This is a genomic window from Halomonas sp. SSL-5 (assembly GCF_030708455.1).
Classification (GTDB): Bacteria; Pseudomonadota; Gammaproteobacteria; order Pseudomonadales; family Halomonadaceae; genus Halomonas.
The window spans coordinates 201,352-225,023 of sequence record NZ_JAUYWF010000008.1; the positions used below are offsets into that span (position 1 = coordinate 201,352).

At 68.3% G+C, this 23,672-nt stretch carries 18 protein-coding genes and 4 tRNA genes; 11 read left to right on the forward strand and 11 right to left on the reverse strand.

The features are described from left to right. Window positions 1-12: 12 nt before the first annotated feature. Window positions 13-195, reverse strand: a complete 183-nt coding sequence (locus tag RAN53_RS11410; RefSeq protein WP_305796937.1) for a hypothetical protein — start codon at window positions 193-195, stop codon at window positions 13-15. An 83-nt stretch (window positions 196-278) separates the two neighbouring features. Between RAN53_RS11410 and RAN53_RS11415 the strand changes: the two genes are divergently transcribed. Then, on the forward strand, window positions 279-821 hold the full coding sequence (locus RAN53_RS11415) for a DUF924 family protein (protein WP_305796938.1): 543 nt from the start codon (window positions 279-281) through the stop codon (window positions 819-821). 56 nt (window positions 822-877) lie between these two features. Further along, the gene (locus RAN53_RS11420; RefSeq protein WP_305796939.1) at window positions 878-1,123 is read left to right on the forward strand and encodes a GlsB/YeaQ/YmgE family stress response membrane protein; all 246 of its coding nucleotides are present in this window, start codon (window positions 878-880) and stop codon (window positions 1,121-1,123) included. Between the two features lie 74 nt (window positions 1,124-1,197). Here RAN53_RS11420 and RAN53_RS11425 read toward each other — a convergent pair whose 3' ends face one another. Next, the gene (locus tag RAN53_RS11425) at window positions 1,198-1,947 is read right to left on the reverse strand and encodes a glycerophosphodiester phosphodiesterase family protein (RefSeq protein WP_305796940.1); all 750 of its coding nucleotides are present in this window, start codon (window positions 1,945-1,947) and stop codon (window positions 1,198-1,200) included. A 145-nt stretch (window positions 1,948-2,092) separates the two neighbouring features. Here RAN53_RS11425 and RAN53_RS11430 point away from each other — a divergent pair, with 145 nt between their 5' ends. Together RAN53_RS11430 and RAN53_RS11435 are read left to right on the forward strand one after the other, a co-directional pair. After that, window positions 2,093-2,671: a hypothetical protein gene (locus RAN53_RS11430; protein WP_305796941.1), complete on the forward strand. Its 579-nt coding sequence runs from the start codon at window positions 2,093-2,095 to the stop codon at window positions 2,669-2,671. Window positions 2,672-2,936: 265 nt separating this feature from the next. Next, window positions 2,937-3,914, forward strand: a complete 978-nt coding sequence (locus tag RAN53_RS11435) for an NADPH:quinone reductase (RefSeq protein WP_305796942.1) — start codon at window positions 2,937-2,939, stop codon at window positions 3,912-3,914. Between the two features lie 215 nt (window positions 3,915-4,129). Here the strand turns inward: RAN53_RS11435 and RAN53_RS11440 are convergent, their stop codons facing one another. Continuing rightward, window positions 4,130-5,038, reverse strand: a complete 909-nt coding sequence (locus RAN53_RS11440; RefSeq protein WP_305796943.1) for a MurR/RpiR family transcriptional regulator — start codon at window positions 5,036-5,038, stop codon at window positions 4,130-4,132. A gap of 259 nt (window positions 5,039-5,297) precedes the next feature. Here RAN53_RS11440 and RAN53_RS11445 point away from each other — a divergent pair, with 259 nt between their 5' ends. The 4 genes from RAN53_RS11445 to RAN53_RS11460 all read left to right on the forward strand — a co-directional run bounded on the left by RAN53_RS11445 (window position 5,298) and on the right by RAN53_RS11460 (window position 11,287). Further along, window positions 5,298-6,098: an enoyl-CoA hydratase/isomerase family protein gene (locus RAN53_RS11445; protein ID WP_305796944.1), complete on the forward strand. Its 801-nt coding sequence runs from the start codon at window positions 5,298-5,300 to the stop codon at window positions 6,096-6,098. A gap of 86 nt (window positions 6,099-6,184) precedes the next feature. Beyond that, window positions 6,185-8,389 (forward strand): acetate--CoA ligase family protein, encoded by a 2,205-nt coding sequence (locus RAN53_RS11450; RefSeq protein ID WP_305796945.1) that lies wholly within the window; start codon window positions 6,185-6,187, stop codon window positions 8,387-8,389. After that, entirely contained in the window at window positions 8,386-9,189 is an 804-nt protein-coding gene (locus tag RAN53_RS11455; RefSeq protein ID WP_305796946.1) for an enoyl-CoA hydratase-related protein, read from the forward strand. The genes RAN53_RS11450 and RAN53_RS11455 overlap by 4 nt, the downstream gene beginning before the upstream one ends. Window positions 9,190-9,349: 160 nt before the next feature. Beyond that, window positions 9,350-11,287, forward strand: coding sequence for an SLC13 family permease (locus RAN53_RS11460; protein WP_305796947.1), 1,938 nt, complete (start codon window positions 9,350-9,352; stop codon window positions 11,285-11,287). Between the two features lie 199 nt (window positions 11,288-11,486). Here the strand turns inward: RAN53_RS11460 and RAN53_RS11465 are convergent, their stop codons facing one another. The 4 genes from RAN53_RS11465 to betI all read right to left on the reverse strand — a co-directional run bounded on the left by RAN53_RS11465 (window position 11,487) and on the right by betI (window position 18,150). Further along, the gene (locus RAN53_RS11465) at window positions 11,487-13,934 is read right to left on the reverse strand and encodes an acyl-CoA dehydrogenase (protein ID WP_305796948.1); all 2,448 of its coding nucleotides are present in this window, start codon (window positions 13,932-13,934) and stop codon (window positions 11,487-11,489) included. Between the two features lie 413 nt (window positions 13,935-14,347). Next, window positions 14,348-16,042 (reverse strand): choline dehydrogenase, encoded by a 1,695-nt coding sequence (betA, locus tag RAN53_RS11470; RefSeq protein ID WP_305796949.1) that lies wholly within the window; start codon window positions 16,040-16,042, stop codon window positions 14,348-14,350. A gap of 9 nt (window positions 16,043-16,051) precedes the next feature. After that, window positions 16,052-17,536: a betaine-aldehyde dehydrogenase gene (betB, locus tag RAN53_RS11475; RefSeq protein ID WP_305796950.1), complete on the reverse strand. Its 1,485-nt coding sequence runs from the start codon at window positions 17,534-17,536 to the stop codon at window positions 16,052-16,054. Then, window positions 17,533-18,150, reverse strand: coding sequence for a transcriptional regulator BetI (gene betI, locus RAN53_RS11480; protein WP_305796951.1), 618 nt, complete (start codon window positions 18,148-18,150; stop codon window positions 17,533-17,535). The genes betB and betI overlap by 4 nt, the downstream gene beginning before the upstream one ends. A 152-nt stretch (window positions 18,151-18,302) precedes the next feature. Between betI and RAN53_RS11485 the strand changes: the two genes are divergently transcribed. Next, window positions 18,303-19,268: a choline ABC transporter substrate-binding protein gene (locus tag RAN53_RS11485; RefSeq protein WP_305796952.1), complete on the forward strand. Its 966-nt coding sequence runs from the start codon at window positions 18,303-18,305 to the stop codon at window positions 19,266-19,268. A gap of 272 nt (window positions 19,269-19,540) precedes the next feature. Beyond that, window positions 19,541-19,617: transfer RNA gene (locus RAN53_RS11490), tRNA-Met, on the forward strand. Window positions 19,618-19,681: 64 nt separating this feature from the next. Here the strand turns inward: RAN53_RS11490 and RAN53_RS11495 are convergent. Then, window positions 19,682-20,983: a M18 family aminopeptidase gene (locus RAN53_RS11495; RefSeq protein WP_305796953.1), complete on the reverse strand. Its 1,302-nt coding sequence runs from the start codon at window positions 20,981-20,983 to the stop codon at window positions 19,682-19,684. 130 nt (window positions 20,984-21,113) lie between these two features. On the opposite strand from RAN53_RS11495, the gene RAN53_RS11500 reads away from it, so the two are divergent. Next, window positions 21,114-23,183 (forward strand): carboxy terminal-processing peptidase, encoded by a 2,070-nt coding sequence (locus tag RAN53_RS11500; RefSeq protein ID WP_305796954.1) that lies wholly within the window; start codon window positions 21,114-21,116, stop codon window positions 23,181-23,183. A 198-nt stretch (window positions 23,184-23,381) separates the two neighbouring features. On the opposite strand, the gene RAN53_RS11505 is transcribed toward RAN53_RS11500, so the two are convergent. The 3 genes from RAN53_RS11505 to RAN53_RS11515 all read right to left on the reverse strand — a co-directional run bounded on the left by RAN53_RS11505 (window position 23,382) and on the right by RAN53_RS11515 (window position 23,671). Then, window positions 23,382-23,457 (reverse strand) — tRNA-Asn (locus RAN53_RS11505). A 28-nt stretch (window positions 23,458-23,485) separates the two neighbouring features. Beyond that, window positions 23,486-23,561: transfer RNA gene (locus tag RAN53_RS11510), tRNA-Asn, on the reverse strand. A 34-nt stretch (window positions 23,562-23,595) separates the two neighbouring features. Beyond that, window positions 23,596-23,671 (reverse strand) — tRNA-Asn (locus RAN53_RS11515). Window position 23,672 lies beyond the last annotated feature (1 nt).

A 23,672-nucleotide genomic window follows, 5' to 3' on the forward strand; every position in this document is an offset into this window, starting at 1 on the left:
TAGGGAGCTCCGTCAGCCGCTGATGAGGCCATAGAGGGTCGGTGAGGCGGCCAGCAGGAATCCCGCCCCGGCCATCACCCGTCCCGGCCAGACATGGCGAGTGGTGTGGGCCAGGGTCAGGCCGCCGAGGCAGACCAGCATGCCGAGGATGTTGAAGACGTAGGTGATCATCGACCAGATGGGGTCGGGATTCATGCGATGCCGCTCCTCGCTTGTGGTGTCTCGCCGCTGATGGTATCAGGAGAGCGGGCCCAGCGGCAGCGGACAGGGAGGTGAAGATGACGACGCCGGACGCGGTACTGAGCTTCTGGTTCGACGAGCTCGAGGCGGCGCAGTGGTTTCGCAAGGATCCGGCGCTGGATGCCGAGATCCGTACCCGATTCGGCGCCTGTCTGGAGAGCGCGGCTCGGGGCGAGCTGTGGCGCTGGCGAGAGACCCCGTCGGGCCGTCTCGGCGAGATCATCGTGCTCGATCAGTTCTCGCGCAATATCCACCGCGATACCCCAGGCGCCTTCGCCTGTGACCCCATGGCCCTGGTACTCGCCCAGGAGGCGGTGGCTCGCGGCGCCGACGCCGCGCTGGCTCCGGTGCGGAGAGCCTTCCTCTATATGCCCTTCATGCACAGCGAGTCGGCGGCGATCCATGAGCACGCCCTGCGCCTGTTCGCTCAGCCGGGACTCGAGAGGCACCTGGGGGTCGAGCGTCGCCACCGCGACATCATCCTGCGCTTCGGACGCTATCCGCACCGCAACGCCATCCTCGGTCGGGTTTCCACGCCCGAGGAGCTGGCGTTCCTGGCGCAGCCCGGCTCTTCCTTCTAGTGTTTCAAATCACTCACCACTCACCACATCACCACTCAGCAGAACAAGGAGGCACCATGGGAATCATCGCCTGGTTGATCATCGGTGGCCTGGCCGGCTGGATCGCGGGTCACATCATGCGGGGAGGGGGCTTCGGCATCCTCGGCAATATCGGCGTCGGGGTGGTCGGCGCGGTGATCGGCGGCTTCATCTTCCAGCAGATCCTGGGCATGGGCACCGGCGGTTTGCTGGGCTCGCTGTTCAGTGCCGTGGTCGGCGCGGTGATCCTGCTGTGGGTGATCAGCAAGGTAAAGAAAGGGTAGCCCCCGAAGAAGGATGTGAGTACGTCGGGCCGCCCTCGGGCGGCCCGACGTGATGATGGGGGCGCAGGAGGGGGTCAGGGCAGATGGCCGGCGAAGCGGCTCGGGTCGTCGCTGATCGCCGCATCCACGCCCCACGCCCACAGGTGGGCGAAGGCCGCCGGGTCGTTGGGCGTATAGCTGAGCAGGGCGTAGCCGTCGTCCTTGACCGCCGTGGCACTGCGACGGCCCAGGCGACGCCAGTCGGCATGGACGCTGAACGCCTCGAGCGCCGCGCAGCGTTCCCGCCAGCCGCGGCCGACGCCCTCGAAGAGTACGCCCAGCGCCAGCCGCGAGGCGGGTGCCAGCTCCCGGGCCCAGGCCAGGGCGTCGTCGTCGAAGGAGGAGACGATCAACCGCTCCGGCGGCAGGGCATCGAGGGCGGCGGGCACCGCCTCCTCGACCAGCGCCGCGGCACTGCGCCCGCGGTTGACCTTGAGCTCCAGGTTGAGGCCCATCCCGCACTCGGCGATCAGCCTGAGCATCTCGTTCAGGGTGGCGATACGCTCGCCGCGGAAGGCGTCGCCGAACCAGGCCCCCACGTCGAGCCGGCGCGCCGCGGGCAGGTCCAGGTCGGCGAGCCGGCCGCTCGAGTCCGAACAGCGGCGCATGCCGGCGTCGTGCCAGATCACCGGGGTGCCATCGCCGAGCAGCTGGACATCCAGCTCGACCCAGGAGCAGCCGGCGTCATGGGCGGCGCGCACGGCGGCCAGGGTGTTCTCGGGGGCGTGGGCGGAGAGACCGCGATGGGCGATCAGGCGGGGGAGAGAAATATCGGGGTGGGGCATGGGCCGTCGTCCTGGTCAGCGAGACGCCGCCACTGGCGGCGAGGAACCTGTCGGTAGCCTATCGCCATCCACCCCGGCCTGGATATGGTAGGCTGCGCGATTTTCGACCCTGGTGGCAGCGGTCCGACGATGCGAGGAGAGCGAGATGAGAGTCGTGCATATCAAGAACCCCCGGCAGCGCGAGGCCTGCCTGGCCCGGCTGTGTGCCGAGGCCTATGGCCATGAGGCGGGGCTGCGGCCGTTAGCGACCTTCGCCGGCACCCTGGGGGTGCTGATCGAGCAGGAGGCAGCCAGGGTGCTGGCGCTGGTGGATGATCATTCACGCCCGGTGGCGCTGGCCCTGCTGGTGCTCGACGAGCGTGGCAGCAGCATGACCGTGATGCTGCTGGCCGAACTCGACCAGGAACCGCCGGGCGTCGCCAGACCCGCCGAGCGGCTGGTCGCCGAGCTGGCCCAGAAGGCTCCCCTGCGTGTCGATGCCCGGGACGCCGAGCAGGAGGCACGCTTTCGCGAGGCGGGCATCTCGCGCTGGCTGGACGGCAAGGCCGGGGTGCGCATCGGGCTGGGGCCCCGGCATCCGGCCAGCTCCCTCGAGGACCTGCCTCGGGCGCTGAGCTTCGACGAGGCGGCGGTGATCCAGTCCTTCAAGCAGGACCGCCAGCAGTTCGATGACTACAAGGCGCGTTTCATCCGTGGACTGGAAGCCTTTCCCGCCACGCTGTGAAGGCCAGGGCTATCGCAGTTAGCCATGCGGTGATAGCGAAAGGCGCCGGGGACAGGTCGGAGAGGGGGTCCGAGGACCAGGGATGGCCGAGGTAGCCTACAAGGACGTACTCGTAGCGCCCCCTCGTAGGCCTGTCGCCGGGTCAGCCTTGAGCAATGCTGCCAGCTGCGATAGCCCTGTGTGAAGGCGGCGTGACTTGACCCCGCCTGGCCATGGCGCTTGACTGGTGGGCTCATCCAGCAGGCAGCACAAGGAAACACCCTTCATGGCCAAGCGTATCCAGTTTGCCCGTACCGGCGGCTCCGAGGTCCTCGAACTCGTCGACGTCACGCCGGCGGAGCCGGGTCCCGGCGAGGTGAGGGTCGCCAACCGCGCCGTCGGCCTCAACTTCATCGACATCTACTTCCGCACCGGCCTCTACCCGGCGCCGTCGCTGCCCTCGGGGCTGGGCACCGAGGCGGCCGGCGTGGTCGACGCCGTGGGCGACGGAGTGACCCATCTCAAGCCGGGCGATCGCGTCGCCTACGCCCAGGGCCCGCTGGGCGCCTACGCCGAGCTGCACACCCTGCCCGCCGCCAAGGTGGTGGTGCTGCCCGAGGGGATCGACTTCGAGACCGCCGCGGCCAGCATGCTCAAGGGCCTCACCGTGCAGTATCTGATGCGCCAGACCCACCGCCTCGAGGCCGGCGAGACCATCCTCTGGCACGCCGCCGCCGGCGGGGTCGGCTCCATCGCCTGTCAGTGGGCCAGGGCGCTGGGGGTCAGGCTGATCGGCACCGTCAGCTCCCCTGAGAAGGCGGCGCTGGCGGAGAAGAACGGCGCCTGGGCCACCATCGACTACACCAAGGAGGACGTGGTCGAGCGGGTGCGCGATCTGACCGATGGCGCCATGTGCGACGTGGTCTACGACTCGGTGGGCAAGGACACCTGGGAGACCTCTCTGGACTGCCTCAAGCCGCGCTCGCTGATGGTCAGCTTCGGCAACGCCTCCGGCGCCGTGGAGGGGGTCAACCTGGGCATCCTCAACCAGAAGGGGTCGCTCTTCACCACCCGCCCCAGCCTCAACGGCTACGCCGACACCCGCGAGCGCCTGGAGGCGATGGCCGCGGAGCTCTTCGAGATGCTCCAGAGCGGCAAGGTGACGGTGGATGTCTCGCACCGCTACCCGCTGGCCGAGGCCGGCAAGGCCCAGGACGCCCTGCAGGGCCGAAAGACCACCGGCTCCACCATCCTGCTGCCCTGAAGGCCTGCGGCCAGTGACAAGGAGCAAGGGGCAAGGAAGCACCGAAGGTGAGTGCCGTCAGCTGAGCGGGAGGCGCCGGGGGCAGGCTTGGAGGGGGTCCGAGGACCATGGACGGCCGAGGTAGCGTACAGGGACGTATTTACAGCGCCCCCGATCAAGCCTGTCGCCGGGTCAGCCTCGAGCGTGCCTCGTGGGCCCCGAAGCTGGGGGGGCTCTCAGCCGTTCTCCACATAGGCGCCCATCGCCCGCATCCGCGACTCGAAGCTCGCCACGTTGTCCACCAGATCGTCCGGGCCGAAGGCCACGCACTCGGCGAGCAGGGTCTCCACCAGAGTGATGGCGGCCAGTATCGAGGGGAAGAAGTGCGGGGTGGCGTTGGCGACCGGGAAGGTGATCGCGGCCCCCGGCACCAGCGGCGAGCGCAGGGTGTCGGTGATGACGATGGCGCTCACCCCCGCCGCCCGGGTGATCTCCAGGGCGCGCATGGTCTCCGCGCAGTAGGGCTCGAAGCCGAACACCACCACCACATCCCCCTCGCCGAAGGGGGCGAGTTCCGTGAGTAGCCCCCCCTCCTGGCCGCGGATCAACTGGATATTGGGCATGGCGATGCGCCCCACGTAGGCGAAGTGGTAGGCGCAGGCGAAGGTGTCCCTGAACCCCACCACGGCGATCCTGCCGGCCTCCAGCAGCAGGCGGGCGGCGTCGCGCACCCGTGACTGGTTATCCGCGGTGAACAGCCGGCCGATGTTGTCGAAGGCGGCGTCGCCGACGTCGAGGAATACCTGGTCGTCGGTCTGGCTGGCCAGGCTGCGCAGCTGGCTGGCGCGCCCCGAGAGCTCCACCGGGCCGGCCTGCACCGCCGACTGGAACACCTCGCGGAACTGCTCATAGCTGTCGAAGCCCAGCCGCTTGGCCAGGCGTACCAGGGTCGAGGCGGTGACCTCGGCGGCCGCCGCCGACTTGCGGATCGACTGGAAGGCGATCTCCACCGGGTGCTCCAGCACGTAGCCCGCGGCCAGCTTGAGCTGCGGGCTGAGCTCGGGGTAGGCCTCGGCGAGCTCGCGGTTCACCGCGTCCAGGCGGTTCGGGCCGCTGTCCAGGGGGGCCTGGTCGGATTCCAGCACGGGCGGTCTCCTGGGTGGTGATGGCGGGGGCATTGTAACCGATCGGATCGGGACAGGAGTGAAACATTCGTTTCCAGTTCGCTTATTTTTCAATACGGGTGTGTTGACCCGTTGGTGGCCTTTGGCTAGGATGCTGGCAATACAAGCGTGTCGCAAACCATGGATAATGGCACGTTTGTTTCCAGCGGTGGAAACCACCGCCGTCCGTTATCGATCGCCGCGTTATCGATCGCCACCACGCCGGAGCGTTTTCGACACCATGAGCCATGCCCCCTCGTCAGACCCCGAAACCCTGATCCTGCGCCGCCACGGCCAGGTCCAGGAGATTCGCCTCAACCGACCCCATCGGCTCAACGCCGTGACCCAGGCGCTCTACGACGAGCTGGGCGACGCCCTTACCGCCGCCGAGCAGGACCCCGAGGTGCGCGTGGTGGTGATCACCGGCGAGGGGCGTGCCTTCTGCGTGGGTGCCGACCTCAAGGAGCACAAGGCCGGTCGCACCGCGTTCGATCGTCGCCAGTACCTCCAGGGGGAGCAGCTCGTCTGCAAGCGCCTGATGCAGATGCAGACCCCGGTGATCGCCGCGGTGAACGGCTACGCCCTGGGCGCCGGGGCGGAGATCGCCATCGCCGCCGACTTCCTGCTGATGGCCGACAGCGCCCAGATCGGCCTGCCCGAGGTCTCCATCGGCAACTTCCTGGGTGGCGGCGTCACCTGGCTGCTGCCGCGCCTGGTAGGCCTGGCCAAGGCCCGGGAGCTGGTCTTCCTGGGCGAGCGCATCGACGGCGCCGAGGCGGTGCGCATCGGCCTGGCCAATCGCCACTACCCAGATGAAGGCTTTCTCGATGCCGTCCTGGCCTTCGCCGAGAAGGTGGCCGCCAAGGCGCCGTTCTCCATGGCGCTGGCCAAGGAGCATCTGACCCTGTCCGGCGAGCGCACCCTGGACGCCTGCCTGACCGCCGAGCTCGAGGGCATGACCTTCGTCAGCACCACCCGCGACTGGCAGGAGGGCGTGGACGCCTTCGCCGAGAAGCGCGCGCCGCGCTTCGAGGGCCGCTGAGGCCCCGCCGTTTCACGCGCTACCCGCCCGGCCGTGCCGGGCTTCGACCACTCACCATCGGCCATGAGGCCAAGGTCAGCCAGCCCATGAATCCCATCGAAGGACATCTCCCCACCCGCAGCCCCCTGCACGAGATCCTGGCCCCCGCCGGCATCGCCGTGGTGGGCGCCTCCGCCGACCCCACCAAGCGCGGCTACAAGGCCATGGTCGGCCTGATCAAGGATGGCTACCGGGGCGAGATCTACCCGGTCAACCCCAAGGCCGACATGATCCTCGGGGTCAAGGCGTGGCCCTCGGTCACCGCCATCCCCGGCACCCCGGCGCTGGCACTGCTCTGCACCCCGGCGGCCACCGTGCCCGGGCTGATCGCCGAGTGCGGCCGGCGCGGCATCAAGGGGGCGGTGATACTCGCCAGCGGCTTCGCCGAGACCGGCGAGGAGGGCGCGGCGCTGGAGCGCGAGATGATGGAGAAGGCCCGCGCCCACGGCGTGCGCATCATCGGCCCCAACACCTCGGGCATCTTCAACCTGCACCACAAGGTCAACCTGCTGTCGCTGGACAACGTCAAGCCCGGCGATGTCGGCATCATCTCCCAGTCCGGCAACATGCTGCTGTCGCTGGCGCTGGAGGCGCAGCACAACGGCCAGGTGGGCTTCTCCACCTACGTCGGTCCCGGCAACCAGAGCGATATCGGCTTCAACGACTACCTGCGCTATCTCGGCGAGGATCACCACACCCGGGTCGCCACCCTCTATGTCGAGGGCTTCCGCGACGGGCGCAAGTTCCTGGAGGTGGCCCGCGAGGTCTCCGCCATGAAGCCGGTGGTGGTCTACAAGTCCGGCTCCACCGCGGCGGGCCAGAAGGCGGCGAGCTCCCATACCGGGGCGCTGGCCGGCAGCTACGCCATGACCGTGGACCTGCTCAAGCAGTCGGGTGTCAGCGTGGTGCACCAGTCCGACGAGATCCTGCCGGTGGCCGAGGGACTGGGGCTGCTGCAGAAGGCCCGTGGCAAGCGGGTGGCGGTGATCGCCGATGGCGGCGGCCAGGCCACCATCGCCTCCGACCGCCTGGCCGAGGCGGGCCTCGAGCTCGCCGAGCTCGCCGAGTCGACCCGCGCGAAGCTGCGTGAGGTGCTCTTCCCCCAGGCCTCCACCGTCAACCCGGTGGACGTGGCCGGCTCCACCGACGCCAATCCGTCGCTGCTGGCCACCTGCATGGAGATCGTCGCCGCCGACGACAACGTCGACAGCGTCTTCCTGGTGGGCATGTTCGGCGGCTACAGTCTCCGCTTCGCCGAGTCGCTGCTGGGCGACGAGATGCGTGGCGCCGAGGCGATGGTGGACCTCTCCAACGCCACCGAGAAGCCGCTGGTGATCTACAGCCTGTATACCCCGGTCAAGCCCCCGGCGCTGCGTCGCCTGCACGAGGCGGGCTTGCCGGTCTACGCCTCCATCGAGCATGCGGTGCGGGTGCTCTCCGCGCTGGGCGAGCGCGGCCAGTACCTGGCCCAGTACCATCGCCAGAGTCGCGAGCGCAGCGTCGATCCCATGCCCGAGCTCACCGCCATGTTCCAGCAGGCCCAGTCGGAGGGGCGCGATCTCCTCGAGTACGAGGCCAAGCGGCTGCTGCGCGAGCATGGCATCGAGGTGCCGCTGGAGCTGGTGGTGCGCAACGAGGCGGAACTGGCGGACGCCGCCGGTCGGTTTGCTGGAGAGAGCGGCGAGACGCCGCTGGCCATGAAGGTGGTCTCCAAGGATATCCTGCACAAATCCGACGCCGGCGGCGTCAAGCTCAACGTGGTGGGCGAGGCCGCGATGCGCGATGCCCGCGAGGCGATCCTCGCCTCCTGCCGTGAGTACGACGCCAGCGCCGAGATCGAGGGCGTGCTGGTCACCCCCATGGCGCAGAAGGGGGTGGAGGTGATCCTCGGGGTGATCCGCGACCCCATCTTCGGGCCGGTGCTGATGTTCGGTCTCGGCGGCATCTTCGTCGAGATCCTCGAGGACGTGGCCTTCCGCTCGATCCCGCTCTCGCGCTTCGATGCCGAGTCCATGGTCGATCAGATAAAGGCCAGGAAGATCCTCGGCGGGGTGCGCGGCGAGAAGGCGGTGGACAAGGCCTCGCTGGTCGACCTGCTGCTCAAGGTGTCGCGCATCGTCGAGGCCTACCCGGCGCTCTCCGAGCTGGACCTCAACCCGGTGATCGTCAACGCCGACGGCTATGCCGTGGTGGATGCCCGGGTTATCGTCGACCGTGACGCCGAACCCACCGACAAGGACGCAGACGCATGAGCCAGCACCAGCCGCCGCTGACCGACGCCCGCCTGACCCTGGAGGGGCGGGTGGCCACCCTGACCCTGGATCGCCACGACGTGCGTAACGCCCTGACCGGTACCGCCCTTGTGGATGACATCATCGCCGTGTCGCAGTGGGCCAACGCCTGCGACGACGTCTCGGTGCTGGTGATCACCGGCGCGGGGAGCGCCTTCTCCGCCGGCGGCAACGTCAAGGACATGGCCAGCCGCGGCGGCGATTTCGCCGGCGACGTGGCCGAGGTGTCGGCGCGCTATCGCCGCGGCATCCAGCGCATCCCGCTGGCCCTTGCCGAGGTGGAGGTGCCGATCATCGCCGCGGTCAACGGCCCGGCCATCGGTGCCGGCTTCGACCTGGCCAACATGGCCGATATCCGCATCGCCTCCAGTCGCGCGAAGTTCGGCGAGACCTTCCTCAACCTGGGGATCATCCCCGGCGACGGCGGCGCCTGGTTCATGCAGCGTCTGATCGGCTACCAGCGCGCCTTCGAGCTGACCCTCTCCGGTCGGGTGATCGATGCCGAGGAGGCGAAGGAGTACGGCATCGTGCTGGAGGTGACCGAGCCCGAGGCGCTGATGGACAAGGTGGACGAGATTGCCTCCCACATCGCCGCCCAGCCGCCCAAGGCCACACGGCTGACCAAGCGGCTGATGAAGATGGCGCAGCGCACCGAGCTCAAGGACTTCCTCGATCTCTGCGCGGTGTTCCAAGGCATGTGCCACAACGAGCCCGAGCACCTGGAGGCGGTCAACGCCATGCTGGAGAAGATGGCGAAATAGCCGTCTCGGCGGCAACTGGCGCCTTTCCCCGCGACGCCCGGCTTCGGCCGGGCGTCGTTGTGTCGGGGGTAACGGTCAAGGTCCGAGCAAAAAATCGCTTGTCGCCAAGGTGCCTGCCTGGCGATGCTGGGGCTATCCGATCTCACAGGGAGGTGAACCGATGGCCGACAGCACCCTGGTCTTTATCGTGCTCGGGCTGACCCTGGCCGCCTTCGTCTGGGGGCGCTTCCGCTACGACCTAGTGGCCCTGGCCGCGCTGCTCGGCTCTGTGTTGCTGGGCCTGGTGCCCGGCGACGAGGCCTTCCTGGGCTTCGGCCATCCGGCGGTGATCACCGTGGCCGCGGTGCTGGTGCTCAGCCGCGGCTTCGAGCGCTCCGGGGTGGTGGATGTCATCGCCGAGCAGGTGCTCAGGGTCGGCGAGCGGCTCTTCCTGCAGCTGCTGGTGCTGGTGGGCACCGTAGTGGTGCTCTCCGGGATCATGAACAACGTCGGCGCCCTGGCGCTGCTGCTGCCGGTGGCCATGCGCCTGGCCCGGGAGCACGACGCCTCGCCCTCACTGCTGCTGATGCCGCTGGCCTTCGGCTCGCTGCTCGGCGGGCTCACCACCCTGATCGGCACCCCGCCCAATATCATCATCGCCAGCTACCGTGGCGACGTCACCGGCGAGGGTTTCGGCATGTTCTCCTTCTCGCCGGTGGGCGTGGTGGTGGCCCTGGCGGGGCTCGCCTTTATCCTGTTGCTGGGCTGGCGGCTGGTGCCGCAGCGGGCCGGCAAGGCCTCCCTGGATGCGATGTTCGATACCGCCCACTACCTGGTCGAGCTGCGCGTCGGCGAGGAGTCGAAGGCCAACGGCCTGAGCCTGCGTGAACTGCAGCAGGAGCTGGAGGAGACCATCCCGGTGCTGGCCGTGGTGCGCAACGAGCGGAAGCGCGCCGGCCACGCCTTCTTCGGCACCCTCAGGGAGGGGGATATCCTGCTGATGGAGGCGGGCCCCGAGGAGATGAAGCTACTGCAGGACAAGGCGGGCCTGCGCCTGGGCAAGGAGGCCGAAGAGGAAGAGCAGGAGGCCGAGGAGAAGGAAGCAGAGGAAACCGAAGAGGACAATCAGACCCAGCAGGAGAGCACCGGTCATAACAGCGAGAGCCCGGTCGAGGAGAACGACGAGGTAACAGGCGAAGGGAGGGGCGGGGGCAAGGCGGGACAGGAGAAGAAGGAAGATAAGAAGGGCGGCGTCGATACCGAGGGCCTGCAGCTGGTGGAGGCGGTGGTGCGCAACGACTCCATGATGGTCAATCGCACCGTGACCCAGCTGCGCCTGCTCAACCAGTTCGGCCTGCACCTGGTGGCGGTGGCCCGGGACGGCGGGCGCCTCAAGCAGCGCCTGCGCGAGATCCGCTTCCGCCCGGGCGACGTGCTGCTGCTGCAGGGCGGCGAGATCGAGCTGGCCGAGAGCCTGGCCACCCTGGGTTGCCTGCCACTGGCCAGCCGCAACCTGACCCTGGGCCAGCCGCGCATGCTGCTGGTCTCCATCGCCATCTTCGCCGCCGCCATCCTGGCGATGATCTTCGACCTGCTGCCGGCGGCGGTTGCCCTCTCCCTGGCGGCGCTGGTGACGCTGCTGGTGGGGGTGCTGCCCCTGCGCGAGGGCTACCAGGCCATCGACGGACCGGTGATCGTGCTGCTCGGCGCCATGATCCCGGTGGGCGAGGCCCTGGAGACCAGCGGCGGCGCCGCGCTGATCGCCGAGGCGATGCTCGCCTGGGGCAGCGAATGGCCGGTGGTGGTCACCCTGGTGGGGCTCTTCGTGCTCTCCATGGTGCTCTCCAATGTCGTCAACAACGCCGCGGCGGCGCTGCTGATGGCGCCCATCGCGGCGAGCCTCGCGGCTGGCTTCGATGCCTCGGTGGACCCCTTCCTGATGGTGGTGGCGGTGAGCGCCTCCTGCGCCTTCCTGACCCCCATCGGCCACCAGTCCAACACCCTGGTGATGGGCCCCGGCGGTTACCGCTTCGGCGACTACTGGAAGCTGGGCCTGCCGCTCTCCCTGGTGGTGCTGGCGGTGGCTATTCCGATGATCCTGCTGGTGTGGCCGCTTTGAATCAGCGACAGAGTGCGAGAGGCGCCGGGGAAAGGGCGTAGAGGGGGTCCTATGCCAGGGATGGCATCGGTAGCGTACAGGGAGGTATTCACAGCGCCCCCTCGTAGGCCTTTCGCCGGAAAAGCCTCGAGCACGGTGGCTTAAGAACTGCACGCCCCGGCACATGGCCGGGGCGTGGGGTTGGCGGGGATGAGAACCGTCAGGCGGCGTGGTGGCGCAGTACCTTGGCCTTGTCGGTGACGAAGGCGTCGTACTCGAAGTCGTCCACGGTGAGCAGTTCCAGCACCTGGGCCTCGCGCTCGCGCATAAAGGTGGCATCCTCCTCGCTGATGATGCCGGCTCTGGCAGCCTCTTCCACCCGCTGCTCGGGATGCAGTGCATCAGAGGGCAGCTCCCCCTTGGCGTAGGCCTTGTTGACGGTGCGGTAGAGGGTCTCGGCACGCTCCTGGGTGGCCAGCAGGGCGTTGTACTGCGCCAGGGGGTTCGCCTGTTCGCCGTCGTCGGCGCTCCAGGTATTGGCCAGCAGCTTCTCGCGCAGGGCGCTGTCCCGTGAGACCGCCTGGGCGATGCTGCGGGCCAGGTCGTCGTGGGGGCGCTTGAAGCGTTTGCCGCGCGGCATCACCACCCGGCGCAGCACGCCGGCCAGCGCGCGGTTGGGCAGGTTGTCGAACAGCTCGTCCAGGGCCTGCTCGGCGCGGCCCAGCAGCAGCTGGCAGCTATAGTGGAGCAGCGCCGCCTCGTCCTCGACCTTGTCGCCCTCGTGCCACTGCTTGATCACCATGGAGGCGAGATAGAGGTTGGAGAGCACGTCGCCGAGGCGCGCCGAGAGCATCTCGCGCAGCTTCAGGGTGGCGCCGAGGCTCGCCATGGCGGCGTCGGCGCAGAGCCCGAAGCCGGCGGAGAGCCGCGCGATCTCCTGGGCGTAAGGAGCGGCAACGCCGTCGAAGGGCACCGCGGGCTTGCCGATCCCCAGCCCCTGGGTGAAGGCCCGGGCGGCGTTGCCGAAGATCAGTCCGGCATGGCCGAAGAAGGCGCGGTCGAAGGCCGCCAGGTCATTGGCGTCCTTGGCGGCCAGCTCCTCGAGCACGTAAGGATGGCAGCGGATCGCCCCCTGGCCGAAGATCATCAGGTTGCGGGTCATGATGTTGGCGCCTTCCACGGTGATCGCCACCGGGTTGGCGCTGTAGCCGATCCCCAGGTAGTTGCGCGGTCCGAGGGTCACCGCCTTGCCGCCGTGGATATCCATGGCGTCGCCGAGGATCACCCGCTGGAACTCGGTGAGCTGGCTCTTGAGGATCGCCGAGGGCACCGCCGGCTTCTCGCCGCGGTCGATGGTGTTGGCGGTCTGGTAGACCGCCGCCTGGGCGATGTAACCCAGCGCCGTCATGCGCGCCAGGGGCTCCTGGACGCCCTCCATCTCGGCCACCGGCACGTTGAACTGCCTGCGGATGCGGGCGAAGCCGCCGCTCCAGCCGATGGCGTAGCGGGCGGTGCCGGTGGCGCCGGAGGGCAGGGTGATGCAGCGTCCCACCGAGAGGCACTCCACCAGCATCCGCCAGCCCTGGCCGATCATCGCCTCGCCGCCGATGATGGTGTCCATCGGCACGAAGACATCCTTGCCCTTGATCGGACCGTTCAGGAAGGGACTGCCGATGGGATGGTGGCGGCGGCCGATCTCCATGCCCGCGGTATCGCGGGGGATCAGCGCCAGGGTGATGCCGCGATCTTTCTCGTCACCCAGCAGTTTCTCCGGGTCGAAGAGACGGAAGGCCAGGCCCACCACGCTGGCGATGGGGGCCAGGGTGATCCAACGCTTCTCGAAGTTGAGGCGCACGCCGAGCACCTCCTTGCCGTCGATGACCTGCCTGCAGACCACGCCGGTGTCGGGCAGCGAGGTGGCGTCACTGCCGGCCCGCGGGCCCGTGAGGCCGAAGCAGGGGATCTCGCGGCCATCGGCCAGCCGCGGCAGGTAGTGGTTCTTCTGCTCGTCGGTGCCGTACTTGAGCAGCAGCTCCCCCGGGCCCAGGGAGTTGGGCACGCCCACGGTGACCATCAGGGTCTCGTTGATGGAGAGCTTCTGCAGCACCAGGGACTGGGCCTTGGCAGAGAAGCCCAGGCCGCCATACTCCCTGGGGATGATCATCCCGAAGTAGCGCTCCCGCTTGAGGTGGTCCCAGAGTTCCTGGGGCAGGTCGGCGCGCTCCTTGGCGATATCCCAGGCGTTGCACATGCCGGCAGCCACCGAGCACTGCGTGTCGATGAAGGCGCGCTCTTCCTCGGTGAGGCCCTCGTCCTCTGCATCCAGCAGCGCCTGCCAGTTCGGCTTGCCGGTGAAGAGCTCGCCGTCCCAGGCCACGCTGCCGGCCTCCAGCGCGGTGCGCTCGGTGTCGGAGACCTTCGGCGAGACCTTCTTGAACATGGCGAACAGGCGTGGGGTCAGCCACCGGCCGCGCAACGCCGGCAGGCCGGCGGCGGCCACGGCAACAGCGCCCACGAGCAGGATGACGCCGAGCACCGCGGAGGCGGCGAGCAGGCTTATCAGGCCGGTGACGGCGAGCACCGCCAGGGCGGGCCGGGCGCCGGCCTCGCGGCGCATCACCGCGAGCAGGCCGACGATGGCCACGAGCAGCAGGATCAGGGTGGGCATGGGGAGACTCCGGTTGTGGTGAGACGCAGGGATTCGAACAGATGTTTGAATTCTTGCAGGTTAGCCCACATCGGTGCAACCGGCCAGCCTCACGACTCGTAATCAAGGTGCCAGCAAGAGCGAGTGGCGCCTGTCGTCGGTAAAGCTGGCTGGTGGGAGGGCGCGGTTCGGCGCTCCGACTCTGCCGCGCGAATGGCGCCGAAGGCGCCCTAACGGTGTCCGCTGAGTTTTACCATTACCGCCGGGAGGCCTGCGGCCTCCAATCGCCCGGGGGACCCGGCCTCCCACAATAAACCCGGCCTCCCAATACTCACTACCGAATTGGTTCACGCCAGTTTGCGAAGAACCAAAGAAACGCCCCGCGCTGCAGGGCAGGGCGGGGCAGGGCGCTGGAGGCAACGCGGGTGGCGGCGCTATGCCTCGAGGCGGCGCTGCGGCTCGCTGCGGGCGGGGGCGTCGCCCGCCACGTAGTAGGGGGCGTCGCTAGGCGGCAGCGGCTCGCGGCCGCGGATGCGGTCGGCGATCTTCTCGGCCAGCATGATGGTCGGTGCGTTGAGGTTGCCGGTGGGGATCCGCGGGAACAGCGAGGCGTCCACCACGCGCAGCCCCTCCACGCCGTGCACCCGGCCCTGGCCATCCACCACGGCGTCGTCGCCCTCGCCCATGCGGCAGCTGCCGCAGGGGTGGTAGGCGGTCTCGGCATGGGCCTTCACGAAGGCGTCCAACTCGGCGTCGGACTGCACGTCTGGTCCCGGCGAGATCTCCCGGCCGCGGTACGCATCGAAGGCGGGTTGAGCGATGATCTCGCGGGTCAGGCGGATGGCGTCGCGGAACTCCTGCCAGTCCTTGTCGGTGGACATGTAGTTGAACAGGATGCTCGGCGCCGCCTCGGGGTCCCGTGAGGTCAGCCGAATGCGGCCGCGGCTCTCGGAACGCATGGAGCCCACGTGGGCCTGGAAGCCGTGGGCCTGCACCGCACTCTTGCCGTTGTAGCTGATGGCGATGGGCAGGAAGTGGTACTGCAGGTTGGGCCACGCCTCCTGGTCGTTGCTGCGGATGAAGCCCGCCGCCTCGAACTGGTTGCTGGCGCCGATGCCGCGGCCGAGGAACAGCCACTCGGCGCCGATCTTCGGCTGGTTCCACCACTTCAATGCCGGGTAGAGCGAGATCGGCTGGGTGCATTCGTACTGGATGTACATCTCCAGGTGATCCTGGAGATGGGCGCCGACGTTGTCGTTGATGTGAACCGCCTCGATGCCGAACTCGTCGAGGACCTCGCGGGGGCCGACGCCGGAGCGCTGCAGGATCTGCGGCGAGGCGATCGCCCCGCCGCACAGCAGGACCTCGCGGCAGGCGTGTACCCGCTGCTCCTGGCCGCGGCGCTGGTAGCGCACGCCCACCGCCCGCTTGCCCTCGAACTCGATGACGTCGGTGATGGCGCGGGTCTCGATGGTCAGGTTCTCGCGCTGCTTCGCCTGGTCGAGGTAGCCACGGGCGGTGGAGGCGCGCCGGCCGTTGGGCGTCACGAAGCGGTCCATGGGACCGAAGCCCTCCTGCTGGTAGCCGTTGACGTCCTCGGTCTCCGGGTAGCCGGCCTGCTTGCCCGCCTCGATGAAGGTGCGGTAGAGCGGGTTGTTGCCTTCTTTCGGAGTGGTCACACTCACCGGGCCATCGCCGCCATGGTAGTCGTTCGGGCCGATGTCGCGGGTCTCGGACTTCCTGAAGTAGGGCAGGCAGTCGGCGTAGCGCCAGTCCGAAAGGCCCGGCGCCTCGGCCCAGCCGTCGTAGTCAAGGGCGTTGCCGCGGATATAGCACATGCCGTTGATCAGCGAGGAGCCCCCCAGCCCCTTGCCACGCCCGCACTCCATGCGCCGGCCGTCCATGTGGGGCTCGGGGTCGGTCTCGAAGGCCCAGTTGTAGCGCTTGCCCTGCAGCGGATAGGCCAGCGCCGCCGGCATCTGGGTGCGGAAGTCTAGGCGGTGGTCGGGGCCGCCGGCCTCGAGCAGCAGCACCGAGACGTCGGGATCCTCGGTGAGGCGGGTGGCGAGCACGTTGCCGGCCGAGCCGGCGCCGATGATGACGTAGTCGAATTCACGGATCTGGGACATGGAGTCTCCTTAAAAGACCGACTCGAAGGGGCCCATCTCGATTTGAACCGACTTGGTCTGGGTGTAGTGGGCCAGGGTCTCGAGGCCGTTCTCGCGGCCCACGCCGGACTGCTTGTAGCCGCCCACCGGCATCTCGGCGGGGGACTCGCCCCAGGTGTTGATCCAGCAGATGCCCGCCTCCAGGCGGTGGATGACCCGGTGGGCGCGGTTGAGGCTCTCGGTGAAGAGCCCGGCGGCGAGCCCGTAGTGGGTGTCATTGGCGCGGCGGATCACCTCCTCCTCGTCGTCGAAGGCGAGGATGGCCATCACCGGGCCGAAGATCTCCTCGCGCACGATGCGCATCTCATCCGTGCAGTCGGTGAATACCGTGGGGGCCGCCCAGGCGCCGTTCGCCCGGTCGCCCCCGCCCTGCAACTCAGAGCTCCAGGCCTCGCCACCGGCCAGCACCCGGGCGCCCTCCTGCTTGCCCAGGGCGATGTAGGAGAGCACCTTTGCCTGGTGCTCGAAGCTGACCAGGGGACCGAAGTTGACGCTGGGGTCCAGCGGGTCGCCGGCCCGGATGCGCGCCACGCGCTCCTCTAGCTTCGCCTCGAAGGCCGCCTTCACCGAGCGCTCGACGAAGACCCGGGTGCCGTTGGTGCAGATCTGCCCGCTGGAGTAGAAGTTGGCCATCATGGCGGCGTCGGCGGCGCGGTCGAGGTCGGCATCGGCGAACACGATCAGCGGCGACTTGCCGCCCAGCTCCATGGTCACCTCCTTGAGGGTGGAGCCGCCGGCCGCGGCCATCACCTTCTTGCCGGTGCCCACCTCGCCGGTGAAGGAGACCTTGGCGATCCCGTGATGCTCGGTGAGCATGGCGCCGACGTCGCCGGCGCCGTGGACCACGTTGAAGACGCCGTCGGGCAGGCCCGCCTCGCTGAGGATCTCGGCCAGCTTCATGGCGGTGAGCGGGGTCACCTCGCTGGGCTTGAAGACCACGGCGTTGCCGGCGGCCAGGGCCGGGGCCGCCTTCCAGCAGGCGATCTGGATGGGGTAGTTCCAGGCGCCGATGGCGCCGACCACGCCCAGCGGCTCGCGGCGGGTATAGACGAAGGAGTCCTCGCGCAGCGGGATCTGGGTGCCCTCGATGGCGGCGGCGAGGCCGGCGTAGTACTCCAGGGCATCGGCGCCGGTGACGATGTCCACCGCGGCGGTCTCGCTGATCGGCTTGCCGGTGTTGCGGGTCTCCAACTCGGCGAGCTCGTCGTTGCGCTCCCGCAGCAGCGCCACGGCGCGCTGCAGGATGCGCCCGCGGGCCATGCCGCTCATGGCGGCCCACTCGCGCTGACCGCGCCGGGCGGCGGCCACGGCGGCATCCACGTCGGCGGCGGAGGCTTGCTGGACGCGGGCCAGCAGGCTGCCGTCGTAGGGGTTGACCACCTCGAAGGTGCTGCCGGCGGTGGCGTCGACCGGGTGGCCGTCGATGTAGAGGGGCAGGGTAGGCGTGTCGGTCATGAGTCTCTCCTTGAGGAGGCGTCGGTGGCGGAGGCGGCAAGCAGCCGGTCGAGGGTGGCGAGCGCCGCACGGCGCGCGCCGTCGGCGTCCAGGCCCTCCGGCGTCAGCGCCCCGCGCAGCCACAGGCCATCGATCACCGCCGCCAGGGTGCGCGCGGCCAGGCGGGCCTCGTCACGCGGCATCAGACGGCGGAACTGGGCACACAGGTTCGAATAGAGGCGCCGATCATTGACCTGCTGCAGGCGCTGCAGCGCCGGCTTGTGCATGCTGCTGGCCCAGAAGGCCAGCCAGGTCTTGGCGACCGGGTCGGTTACCTGGCTGCGATCGAAGTTGCCCTCGATGATCGCCGCTAGTCTGGCCCGCGGGGTGTCATGGCGAAGCTCGCGGCGACAGGCAGCGACGGCATCGCCCAGGTCGGTGAGGATGTGGCGCATGGTGGCTTCGAGCAGGCCATCCTTGCCGCTGAAGTAGTGGCTGATGATGCCGGCGGAGACGCCGGCATGCCGGGCGATTCGCGCGACCGTGGCATCGGCCAGGCCGACCTCGTCGATGGCCGCCATGGTCGCCTGGATCAGCTGCTGGCGGCGGATGGGTTCCATTCCAACCTTGGGCATCGTCGAGCCCTCCCTGTGTCAGGATGACTTGCCACCGCACCGGTCGATGCGGTTAGGATGGGCGCAGCTTGCCATTTCTTTATTGAACGTTCAATCAATAAAAGTGTGGCGAACGCCGGCTATACTCAAGTTCCTTTCCAGGAGGTTACGCCATGAACGCATCTCCCCTGACTCGCCGCCTCGGCCTTGGCCTGGGCGCCACTGTCCTGGCTCTCGGCGCCACCCCGCTGTACGCCCAGGAGGCCGAGAGCTGCAGCACGCTTCGCTTCGCCGAGGTGGGCTGGACCGATATCACCGCCACTACCGCCCTGACCACCGAGGTGCTCGAGGCGCTGGGCTATGACACCCGCATCGATACCGTCTCCGTGCCCATCGCCTATCAGGGCATGAAGAACGGCGACTTCGATATCTTCCTGGGCAACTGGATGCCCTCCATGGCCTCGATCAGCGACCCCTACGTCGAGGATGGCAGCGTCGACCGCCTGGGTGCCAATCTCGAGGGCGCCAAGTACACCCTGGCGGTGCCGCAGTACGTCCACGATGCCGGGGTTACCTCGGTGGAGGATCTCGCCGAGCATGCCGAGAAGTTCGATTCCTCCATTCACGGCATCGAGGCCGGCAACGACGGCAATCAGCTGATCCAGCAGATGATCGACGACGATGCCTTCGGCCTGGGGGACTGGCAGCTGATCGACTCCAGCGAGGCGGGCATGCTGTCCGAACTGGGTGCCAGGGTGCCGGACGAGACGTGGATGGTGTTCCTGGGTTGGGAGCCGCACCCGATGAACACCAACTTCGACATGGCCTATCTCGAGGGTGCCGGCGACTACTTCGGCCCCGACCTGGGCGGTGCCACGGTCTATACCAACACCCGTAGCGGCTTCGTCGAGGAGTGCGGCAACGTCGGCACCCTGCTTTCCAACCTCGAGTTCACCCTCGAGATGGAGAACCAGCTGATGGGCGAGATCATGGACGAGGGTGAGGATCCCCGCGACGCCGCCCGTGCCTACCTGCAGGCCAACCCCGAGGTGCTCGAGGCGTGGCTCGAGGGCGTCGAGAAGCGCGATGGCGAGGCGGGCCTTGCCGCGGTGCGCGAGGCACTCGATATCGATTCCTGATCGGCGTGCAGGGCTATCGCAGATGGCAGCACCGCTCAAGGCTGATCCGGCGACAGGCCTACGAGGGGGCGCTACGAGTACGTCCTTGTAGGCTACCTCGGCCATCCCTGGTCCTCGGACCCCCTCTCCGACCTGTCCCCGGCGCCTTTTGCTATCACCCTTTCGGTAACTGCGATAGCCCTGGATCGGTGAGGCGCGGGCTTGCCAAGCGGCGGGCCCGCGTGCATAATACGTCTCCATTGCTCGGCCGAGGTCGGGCAATCTTGTGAAAAGGCTACGTAGCTCAGCTGGTTAGAGCACATCACTCATAATGATGGGGTCCCCTGTTCGAATCAGGGCGTAGCCACCAGCCAGACACCAGAAAGCCCGCCTGACATCGTCAGGCGGGCTTTTTTGGCTCCGGCCGCCAAGCGTCAGGCCAACTCGGGGCGATTGCAGAAGGCGGCAAGCACCCGCGTCAGATAGGCGACATCCTGGCTGCCCGCGGTCTCGCGGATCGAGTGCATGGCCCACTGGGGCACGCCCACATCCAGGGTCGGCACACCCAGCTCGGTGGCGGTGATCGGCCCGATGGTGCTGCCGCAGCCCATGTCGGCGCGGGTCACGAAACCCTGTACCGGCACCTCGGCCTCACGACAGAGGTCGCGGAACAGCGCCGCGGTGGCGCTGTTGGTGGCATAGCGCTGGCTGGCATTGACCTTGATCACCGGGCCGCCGTTGAGCGCCGGGCCATGCGCGGCATCGTGCTTGTCCTGGAAGTTGGGGTGCAGGGCATGAGCGTTGTCGCAGGAGATCATCCTGGAGGCCTGGATCAGGCGGATGAAGCCCTCCTCGCTGCCGTCGCCGAGCCGCTCGCTGACCCGACGCAGCACATCCCCCAGGAAGGGGCCCTGGGCGCCGCAGGCGCTGGCACTGCCCACCTCTTCATGGTCGTTCGCCACCAGCACAGCCCCCTGGCTGCCGTCGCTGGCCAGCAGCGCCTCCAGGCCGATGAAGCAGGAGAGCAGGTTGTCGAGCCGGGCGCTGGCGATCAGTTCGCCGTTGACCCCCACCCTTGCCGGCGGCTGCATGTCATGGAAGCCCAGCTCGAAGTCGAGCAGCTCGAACGCCTCGAGGGCGTGCTGCTCGGCGATCCACCCCTCGAGCAGCCGCGTCAGGTCGCCGCCCTCCCCGCCCTGCAGCAGCACCGGCGCCATCTCGGTCTGGGCATTCAGCGCACGCCCGTTGTTGGCCTCGCGATCGAGGTGGATGGCCAGGCTGGGAATGATCGCCACGGGGCGGTCGACATGCAGCAGCCGCCCCTCGAGACGCCCGTCGGGGTGACGCACGTGAACCCGGCCGGCGAGCCCCAGGTCGCGGTCGAACCAGGGCGCCAGCAGCGCCCCGCCATAGACCTCGACGCCGAGCTGCAGCCAGCCGGCGGCCGTCTGGGCGGCATTGGGCTTGAGCCGCAGCCCGGGGCTGTCGGTATGCGCGCCGATCATGCGCAGCGCCTCGAGCCTGCCCTCGGGCAGCTGCAGGGCGATGATCGACGAGTCGTTACGCGTCACGTAGACCCGCTCGCCGGGAGTGAGCGCCCACGCCTCGCGCTCGTCGAGGCGCCGGAAGCCGGCCGCTTCGAGGCGGACGGCCATGTTGGCGGTGGCATGCCACGGAGTAGGCGAGCGGTGCAGGAAGTCGAGAAGCCGCTGGAGCAGGTCATCCTGGGACAGCATGAGTTCCTCTGGGCTGGAGGTGATAGGCGCAGCAGGTATGCTGCTACAATGGATCCTCGGCCCGCGCAACTCGCGGGCCGAATAAGGGTCAAGGGAAATGAGTGTACATCAAACCGGGAGTGCTTCATCGATGAGCCCGCTTGCCCATACGGGACGATCCATGGCCGTGCTGGCAGGCCTGCTGCTGGCCGCCGGCGTCGCCCTGGCACAGCCAGAACCCACCGACGCCCAGCGCCAGGTCGCCACCGAGGTGGCCGAATCGCTGCGCTACGGCCACTACGCCGACGTCAGCCTGGACAACAGCTGGTCACGCCAGGCCTTCGGGCGCTATCTCGACGTGCTCGACGGCCAGCGCGCCTTCCTCACCGAACAGGACGTGGCGGAATTCCTCCCGCTGGAAGAGCAGATCGATGATGCCCTGCTCGATGGCGAGCTGGCCCCCTACTTCGCGCTCTACCAGCGCTACCACGAGCGCGCCGAGGCACGCTTCGAGTGGTTGCTGGCGCGCCTCGACGACGGCCTCGAGTTCACCTACGACGGCCAGCAGCGCCTGGAGGTGGACCGCGAGGACGCCCCCTGGGCCGAGAGCCCCCAGGCCCTCGACGAGCTGTGGACCCGCCGCCTCAAGAACGCCGCCCTGACCCTGACGATCAGCGACCAGGACGACGAACAGGTCGAGACCAACCTGCGTCAGCGCTACGAGGGCCAGCTCAACCGCCTGCGCCAGACCAAGTCGGAAGATGTCTTCGGCCTGCTGATGGCCGCGGTCACCAGCACCATCGACCCCCACAGCGAGTACCTCTCCCCCCGCCAGGGGGAGTCCTTCGACATCCAGATGCGCCTCTCGCTGGAAGGCATCGGCGCCCTGCTCCAGGCCGACGGCGAATACGTCAAGGTATCAAGCCTGGTGCCCGGGGGGCCGGCGGAGCGGGCCGGCGTGCTGGAGCCCGCCGACCGCATCGTGGGGGTCGGCCAGGAAGAAGGCGAGATGGTCAACGTGGTGGGCATGCGCCTGGATGAGGTGGTGGAGCTGATCCGCGGTCCCAAGGGCTCGGTGGTGCGCCTCGACGTGGTCCCCGCCCAGGCGGTGGACATGACCCGCTCCAAGGAGGTGCAGATCACACGGGACACCGTAAAGCTCGAGGACCAGGCGGCCCAGAGCGAGGTGGTCGAACTCGAGCGTGACGACGGCAGCCACCGTATCGGCGTGATCAGCGTGCCCACCTTCTATGTCGACTTCGACGCCTGGCAGGCCGGCGAGGAGGACTATCGCAGCACCACCCGCGACGTGGCCAAGGAGATCGCGTCACTCCAGGACCAGGGGATCGAGGGCATCGTGCTCGACCTGCGCAACAACGGCGGCGGCGCCCTGCAGGAGGCCAATTCGCTGATCGGGCTGTTCATCGATCGCGGCCCCACGGTCCAGGTACGCGACGCCCGCGGGCGCATCAGCCTCTACGGCGATACCGAGACCGGCGCCGCCTATGACGGCCCGCTGGTGGTGCTGGTCAACCGGCTATCGGCCTCCGCCTCGGAGATCTTCGCCGGTGCCATCCAGGACTATGGCCGCGGCCTGGTGGTGGGCACCCCCACCTTCGGCAAGGGCACGGTCCAGACCCTCAACGAGCTCTCCCACGGCGAGATCAAGCTGACCCGCGCCAAGTTCTACCGCATCTCGGGTGAGAGCACCCAGCACCGCGGCGTGGAACCGGACATCATCTTCCCGAGCCTGATCGACCCCGAGTTGATCGGCGAGAGCAGCCTGGACAATGCCCTGGACTGGGACACCGTCCGCTCGGTGCAGTACCGCGAGTACGGCGAGCCGTGGCGCTTCCTGGAGTCGCTGCGCGACCGCCATCGCCAGCGCGCCGAGGCCCACCCCAACTTCCGCTACCTCGAACAGCAGGCCGAGCTGAACCGCCGGATGCGCGAGGAGACGACAAGCGTCAGCCTCAACCGCGAACTGCGCCAGGAGGAGGTCGAGGCTCAGGAGGCCGAACAGCTCGCCCTGGAGAACCAGCGCCGCGAGGCACTCGGCCTGGAACGCCTGGAGGAGTGGGCGGATGCCCGGGGCGAGGAGGACCAGGACAGCGAGGAGGAAGAAGAGCCGGTGGAACAGGTACAGGTGCAGGAAGCCGCCCATATCCTGCTCGACTACGCCCAGCTGGAGAACAACTTCCGCTTCGCCCATCGCGACTGAGTCACCGCTCAGCGCACGAAACTGGGCCGTCGCCCCTCCCGGGCGGCGGCCTTTTTCGTGGATGCGTCGTCACCTCATGATGGCGGACCGCCAGCATCGACAACAGACGCACACGCGAAAACACCGGAACGTGGCCGGAGCAGGGAAGCAGGGCATGAGGGTACAAGCTGCACGGGGACTAGCGCGGGGGAAGGCAGATGGCTCCCGGAGCAGGACTCGAACCTGCGACCCAGTGATTAACAGTCACTTGCTCTACCAACTGAGCTATCCGGGAATGACCTGAGATGACGATGACGAGCGGTTGGCTCCTCGAGCAGGACTCGAACCTGCGACCCAGTGATTAACAGTCACTTGCTCTACCAACTGAGCTATCGAGGAATCACGTCGCATCGCTGTGTTGCTGTCGCCGCGTTGGCTCCCGGAGCAGGACTCGAACCTGCGACCCAGTGATTAACAGTCACTTGCTCTACCAACTGAGCTATCCGGGAA